Raw genomic sequence first — 6,940 nt, forward strand, 5'->3', positions numbered from 1 at the left:
AGTTGCACTCGCGTCACACAACACGGTCTACCGGACCAGGGCCCACCGCGAGGGCGGAACCTGCAAATTGATCACAACCAGATACACGCCCTAGGCCCGTGGCGGGCGGCTATCCCTCGGGCCGGCACGCCCGTCGCACCGTCGTCAGCCGCCGACGGCCCGTGCCCGCGGGCCGGTGGAGGCCGCGGTCGTACGGACTGCCGTGGTCGTCACCGCGTCGCCGGCACGCGCCGGGCGAGGCCGGTAACGCCCGGCGGACGGACGGTGCCACGGTGACCGCGCCGCCCAGCGCGGCCAGCCGGCGCTCCAACTGCCGGACGACACCGGCGTCGCCGAGCCGCTCGTACAGGCAGAGCGCGGAGCGCAGGTGCGAGCCGGCCTCCACCGGGCGGTCGCCGTCCAGCAGGAAGTCGGCGTAGTGGCGCTCCGCCACGGCCTGCAGATGGACGGCGCCCGCGGCGCGACAGCGCTGCACGGTCTCCCGCCAGGCCCGCTCGGCCTCGGCCGGGCGGCGGAGCTGCTGGAGGGCGTGCGCCTCGTTCACCATGGCGGACAGGTGGTACGTCGCCTGCGGGTGCTCGGCGAGCAGCGCCCGGGCCTCCCGGGCCCGGCGCAGGGCCTGTCCGGCGTCCCCGGCGAAGCCGTGCAGGGCGGCGGTGTTGCTGAGCGCGAACGGCGCGTGCTCCGGCAGGCCGTGCGCGTCGGCCAGGGCGATCGCCCGCTCGCCCAGCCGGACGGCCTCGGCGTGCTCGCCGCGGGCCGCGCTGGCGACCGCCAGCACCGTGACGGCGTGCACATGGACGCTGCCGCCGGTGTGTTCGGTGCGGGTGACGGCCGCCAGGGCCAGCCGGTGGGCCTCCTCCGCCCGCCCGATGCCGCTGAGGGCGCGGGCGGTCGAGGCCTCCATCGCGGCGACGGCGGCCGGATCGCCGGTCAGCACTGCCGACCGCAGCCCCGCGCGCAGGCAGGCCAGCCGGTCCGTCCGGCGGCCGGCGCCGTAGTAGAGGCAGTTGGCCAGGTAGGCGAGCCGCCAGGCGCGCCGGTGGTCGCCGAGGTCGGCCGCCGAGGTGACCAGACCGCGGATGGTGGGCTCCTCGGCACGGAACCAGTCCAGCGCGGAGCGCACGTCGGGCAGCCTCGGCCGGGCCGGGCCGGGCACCGACGGCGGACCGAAGGAGTCGAGCCCGGGCTGGAGCAGGCCGGCGCCGTGCGCGGCGGCCGCCAGGAAGTGGTCGACCAGCGCCCGGGTGGCGTCGGCACGCTCCGACGCCGGTCGCTCGTCGAGGAGTTCGGCACCGTAGAGCCGGATCAGATCGTGCCGGCGGTAGCGGCCCGGGGTGTCCTCGGTGAGCAGGTGGTGGGCGGCCAGTGAGCCGAGCGCCCGCCGGGCCTCGGTGGTGTCGGTGCGCAGCAGGGCGGCGGCCGCGTGCGCGTCGGTCTCGGGGCCCGGGTGCGCGGCGAGCAGGGCGAGCAACTGGACGGCGGTGGCGGAGAGCCGGCGGACCGTCAGCGCCAGCGCGCTGCGCACACTGCTCGTGCCCTGGGTGTCCAGGGCCTGCAACCGGGTGCGCTCGTCGGCGAGTTCGGGTACGAGGTCGGCGATCGCCCAGCCGGGCTGGGCGGCCAGCCGGGCGGCGGCGATCCGCAGCGCGAGCGGCAGGCGGTCGCACAGCTCGGCGACCTTGGCGGCGGCTTCCGGTTCGGCCCGCACCCGGGCCGGGGTGAGCAGGTGCTCCAGCAGGCCCAGCGCGTCCTCGGCCGGGAGCGCGCCGAGCCGCAGCAGGGCGGCGCCCTCGGTGACCACGACGTCCTCCAGCGAGCTGCGGCTGGTGATCACGCCGGCGCAGTCGGGGCCGGTCGGCAGCAGGTCGGCGATGTCCTCGGCGTCACCGGCGTTGTCCAGCACGACCAGCAGCCGGCGCCCGCGGCTCAGCGCCCGGTAGAGCGCGGCCCGGGCGAAGCGGTCCTCCGGCAGCTCGCGTTCCTCGACGCCCAGGGCGCGCAGGAACCGGCCCAGGACCTCGGTCGGGTCGACGCGGTGGCCCGGGCCGAAGCCGTTCAGGTCGGCGAAGAGCTGGCCGTCGGGGAAGGACTCGGCCGCGGCGTGCGCCCACTGCACCACGGTCGCGGTCTTGCCCGCACCGGCCGGGCCGACCACGACGGCCAGGCTGCCGCTGCGACGCTGCCCGCCGCACTCGGCGTCCAGCCAGCGCTGTTCGGCCGCCCGGCCGACGAACCCCGCGATCCGGCGGGGGAGTTGGCTCGCGCCCGGGCGGGGTGCCGGTGGGCGCGGAGCGGCCGGCGCGGGCGAGGCGGCGGCGGCCGGGGCGGGGTCGGCGGCGAGCATGTCGTCGACCGCCGACTGCAGGGCGCGGCCCGGGGGGACGCCCAGCTCCTCGGTGAGCCGACGCCGGGCCCGGTGGTACGCGGTGAGCGCGTCGGCGAACCGGCCGGCCTGGTGCAGGCAGCGGACCAGCAGGGCGGCCAGCGGCTCGTGGAGGCCGTCGGCCTCGGTGGCGCGGTCGAGTTCGGGGACGGCGTCGGCGCCCCGGCCGAGCCGCAGCAGGCGCTCGGCCCAGCACTCCAGCGCGCGGGTGCGGTGCCGGTCGAGCCGGTCGGCGAGGGCGTGCCGCAGGTCGGTCTCGGGCAGGTTGGCCAGGGCCGCGGCGCCGTGCCAGAGGTCCAGGGCCTCGCGCAGCAGCTTGGCGGCGTCTTGGTCGGCCTCCGGCGCGCACTCCCCGGCGGCGCGGGCGGTGAGCCGCTCGAAGAGCAGCGCGTCCACCAGCTCGGCCGGGCCGTCGAGGCGGTAGCCGGGCGCGCGGGTCAGCAGGGTGAAGGGGGAGTCGGCGATCTGCTTGCGCAGGGCGGCGATGTGGCCCTGCAGCGCGGCCCGGGCCCGGGCCGGCGGGGCCTCGCCCCAGAGCAGCTCGAAGAGTCGCTCGACGGGGACGATGCGGCCGAGTTCGAGCGCCAGCAGGGCCAGGACGGCGCACCGCTTGGCACCGGCCGGCTCGACGGCGTGACCGTCGGCGGCCCGCAGCTCCACCGGCCCCAGCAGTCGAATGAACACAGATCCCCCCAGGTAGAAGCGGATCGTCTCGGCTTTCCGTCCACATCTCGGCCGCAGTCTAGCCACGCCCGGTGGACGGTCCGGGCCGCCCGGAAGGCGGCCGTCCGCCGTCGAAGCAACCGGGCTCCGGACGCCGCCGGGGGCTCGGTCCGAGCTGGACCGCCCGGCGTTCGGCTGCGGTTCGAGGGGAGTTTACTGACGAAAGGTCAGATGTTTACGGAATCCCGTGGCGACCCGGGAGGCCGGGTGGACAGATCCGTCTGACGCGTTCGTGCCATCACCGCGCCCGGGGCGGCGGTTCGGCGGGCGGCCGCGTTTGGCCGGTATCCGTCAGGTCACCGGGCGGTCGGGTTCGGGCGCGGAGCCGCGGCCGGGCGGCTGGGAGTCCGGAGCCGTGCGTCGCCCGACCGGGGGTTCGAGCCGGTCGGCGGTCCGGAATGGGCGCGGATGGGCCGACCAGGTAGGCACACTGGGGCACGGGGATCTGCCCGAAGGGGAAGACCTTTCGGGCAGCCTTTCGGCAGGTGGGAGGCGGTGGGCAGCCGGGTGGGAAGACCGGGGGCCGCCGGCCGGGTTCACCAGCCGGTGGGTCGGCCCGCCCGCCACAGGTCGGCGCCGATCAGCGCCGCCAGCTCGCGGACCGCCCTGCGGGTGCGGTGGCCGAGCCGGCCCGGCTCGAACGCCGCCGCCGTGGCGAGGTGCTCGTCGAACGGCAGCTCCACCACGCCCCGGCAGCGGGAGCCGAAGTAGGTCCGCAGATCGGCGGAGTTGACCGGGCGTCCGGCGCCGCGGACCGCCGAGATCGCGATGACGGAGCGTTCGGCCAGCTCCCCGTACCCGTGCGCGTGCAGCCGGTCGAGCGTCGCGGCGGCGCTGCCCGCGCCGTCCACGCTCGGTGTGGTGGCGAGAACCAGCTGGTCGGCCAGGTCCAGGACGCCCCGCGTCGGGCCGTCGCCCAGCCCCGGGCCGGAGTCGGTCAGCGTGATCGGGTACCGCTCGGCGAGCGCCGCCAGGACGGCGCGGTAGTCGGCGTCGTCGAGCGCCCGGCCCGCCCCCGGCGACGACGGGCCGGCCAGCACGGCGAGCCCGCTGGGAGTCGGGGAGAGGTAGGGCCCCGGATCGACGGCCGCCGGGCCGCCGCCGCGGAGCGCCGCCGCGAGCTCGGCGACACCGGCCGGGGCCGCCGACCGGATGCGCCGGCCCAGCGGGTTCGGGTCGGTGCCCGCGTCCACCGCGGCCACCGGCTCGCCACGCTCGGCGGCGAGCATCGCCCCCAGGGCGAGCACCACCGAGGTCTTGCCGACGCCGTTCTTGGCGCTGATCACCGCGATCCGACAACTGCCGTGCAGCGGTGAGCGGATGAGCCTCAGCTGCTCGCGTCCGCGGCGCTCGCCGGTGCGCAGCACGTCCAGGACGCCGCGCCGCTGCTCGGTCCCGGGGCACGGTACGGGCGGGTACGTGCGGAACGTCGCGTGCGGGGGTGCGGGAGCCGGGGGCGCGGCCTGCTGGGCAGGGGCAGGGGCAGGGGCAGGGGCAGGGGCCAGGATCGGGGCCGGGCGTACGGGGAGGGCAGGACCGGGGACGGCGGCCGCGGCCGCGGGAAGGCGGGGCGGCAGCAGGACGGTGCCGAAGGCGTCGAGCGCCGCCGCCGGTGCGGGGCGGTAGGCGGTGTCGGGGCCGGCGGTCATGACGGGTCCTCCTTGCGGCACGGGCTGCGGGCGCACTGTCCACTCCGCTCTACGGATCGCCGGCACACCACAGTTCAGCTGCCGGTTCGTCCTCCCGGGCGGACCCCGGATCCGCCGGCGGGAGCTGAACCGGACGCCGCCGTGCCGCCGTAGAGGGAATGCGGGGGCCCGCGGCCGCCGGCCCCGGGCGACACGTCCTGCGGGACCTGAAGGAGATGAGCGATGAAGCACGTTCGAGCCGCCCTCGTGACCGGAAGCGCCGTCGCGGCACTCGCCGTGGCCGGTTCCGGCACCGCGCTGGCCTGGCAGCCCTCCGACGCCTCACTGAACGTCGGCTGCCGCACCGAGGCGGGGCGCGTCGAGCTGGTCCTGGGGAACAACTACCGCACCGCCGGCGAGTACACGCTGACCAGGGTCGGCAGCGACGAGAAGTACCACGGCACGGTGGAGGGCCGTGGCACGGTGAAGGTGACGGTCGGCTACACCGGTCAGGGGGACACCTGGCGCTACCGGCTGGCCGACACCCAGGTGGAGAAGCGGATCGCGGACGTGCCGCTCTGCGTCACCCCGACGCCCACCCCGACGCCCACTCCGACGCCGACCCCGACGCCGACCCCGACGCCGACCCCGACGCCCACGCCGACGCCCACCCCCACGCCGACGCCCACCCCGACTCCGACGCCCAGTGGGACGCCGAGCAAGCCCGCGACGCCGACCCCGGTCCCGACCCCGAGCGGGACGCCGAGCAAGCCGACGACGCCGCCGCCCAGCACCCGGCCGTCCGAGCGCCCGACGCCCCCGGTGTCGGTGTCCTCCCCGCCCGCCCCCTCCCCGAGCCCCTCCGTCTCGTCGTCCGCCACGACGGTGCCCGTCACCGGTGACCTCGCGCACACCGGTGGCGGTGGCGGTGCGGGCCTGATCGCGGGCGTCGGTGGCGGCGCCGTACTGATCGGCGGCGGCGTGCTGCTCGCGGCCCGGGTCCAGCACCGGCGACGCACCGCCTGAGGGACGGCCGCCCGACCCCGGACCCCCGGCGCCGGTGCGTCCCCGCGCGTCCGGTGAACCTCCGGTGTCCGACGAGCCGTCGAGCGAGGTGCGGGGTCGGCCGGCCCCGCACCACCGACCTGGGGAGGACACCCGTGCTGCGGATGGACGGAGCTTGGCGGATCACCGTGATCGGCAAGGACGCGGCCTTCGACCAGCGGGTGGTGGTGCGCACCCCGTACGGCGCGGCCGTGCTGCCGGGCCGGGTGGGGGCGTCGCTGGAGGTACCGGCGCAGGAGTGGGAGCTGCACCTGGAGCACCACGCCCCCGGTCTCGGCTGGCGGCCCAACGTCCGGGTGCTGCCCGGGCCGTTGCAGGAGTCGGACGGCGGCCTGCGGACCCGGGTCGTGCGGAGCAAGGACGTGGACTGGGCCGGCGGCGACCCGACCGAGCGCAACTTCACGCTGCGGCTGGTCTGCCTGGAGGCCGGGGCGCCGCGGGAGCAGCCGGTCCAGGCGCCGATCCCGGCGGCCACCCCGGTGGCCCGTACCTCCTCCGACCCCTACCTCGGCACCCGGGCACTCGCCGGGACGGACCGACGGGGGTACCGGACCGGCAGCGAGACCGAACAGGGCGGCGGCGAGCGGCCGTTCGAGCAGGGCGGCGTCGGTGCGGCGCCCGCCGGCCGGGAGCGGGGCCCGGCGGCGCACGCCGGGGCCGCCGCCACGGCCGAGCCGCCCGCGCGGTGGGAGAGCGTCCCGCCGGCTCCCCCGCGGCGCGAGCGCGGCCCGGCGGCTCCCGTCGAGCGGTCCGCGGGTCAGGTGCCGGCCGCTCCGGCGCCGGCCGCGGTGGCGGACGCCCGGTGGCAGTCGCTCCCACCGGTACCCGAGGGGTGGGAGCGGGTCCCGGTGCCGGCGTCCGAGCTCGGTCCGGGTGAGGTGCCCGCGATCCGGCGCAAGACCGGTCAGGAACGGTCGCTCGGCCAGGCCGCGACCCGGGGTGTGCCGGCCCGGTGGCGGGCGGACCAGGGCGAATCGGTCGAGCCGGAAGCCGTCCGGGACGTACCGATGGGGCACGGGGCGGCCATGCGCAATGTCCGGCCCGCGCGGGAGGCCGTTCGGCCGGTCCCCGCGGAGCGGGCCGTGCCGGTGGAACGGGAGGTGCCGGCGGTCTGGAACACCGGGGCGGAGCACCCGGT

At 77.7% G+C, this 6,940-nt stretch carries 3 protein-coding genes and 1 pseudogene; 2 read left to right on the forward strand and 2 right to left on the reverse strand.

Features of this window, described 5'->3' with window-relative positions; genetic code table 11:
• Window positions 1-109: 109 nt before the first annotated feature.
• Together ACIQTO_RS25340 and ACIQTO_RS25345 are read right to left on the reverse strand one after the other, a co-directional pair.
• Complete coding sequence (locus ACIQTO_RS25340; RefSeq protein ID WP_402392173.1) at window positions 110-3,070, reverse strand: AfsR/SARP family transcriptional regulator; 2,961 nt, start codon at window positions 3,068-3,070, stop codon at window positions 110-112.
• A 575-nt stretch (window positions 3,071-3,645) separates the two neighbouring features.
• Window positions 3,646-4,758 (reverse strand): MinD/ParA family protein, encoded by a 1,113-nt coding sequence (locus tag ACIQTO_RS25345; protein ID WP_402392176.1) that lies wholly within the window; start codon window positions 4,756-4,758, stop codon window positions 3,646-3,648.
• A 222-nt stretch (window positions 4,759-4,980) separates the two neighbouring features.
• On the opposite strand from ACIQTO_RS25345, the gene ACIQTO_RS25350 reads away from it, so the two are divergent.
• On the forward strand, window positions 4,981-5,763 hold the full coding sequence (locus ACIQTO_RS25350; RefSeq protein WP_402392179.1) for a hypothetical protein: 783 nt from the start codon (window positions 4,981-4,983) through the stop codon (window positions 5,761-5,763).
• A gap of 134 nt (window positions 5,764-5,897) precedes the next feature.
• Window positions 5,898-6,940 (forward strand): annotated as a pseudogene (locus tag ACIQTO_RS25355) (hypothetical protein); the annotation flags it as partial.

Origin of the sequence: Kitasatospora sp. NPDC091207, assembly GCF_044768625.1 — a bacterium.
Taxonomy (GTDB): Bacteria; Actinomycetota; Actinomycetes; order Streptomycetales; family Streptomycetaceae; genus Kitasatospora.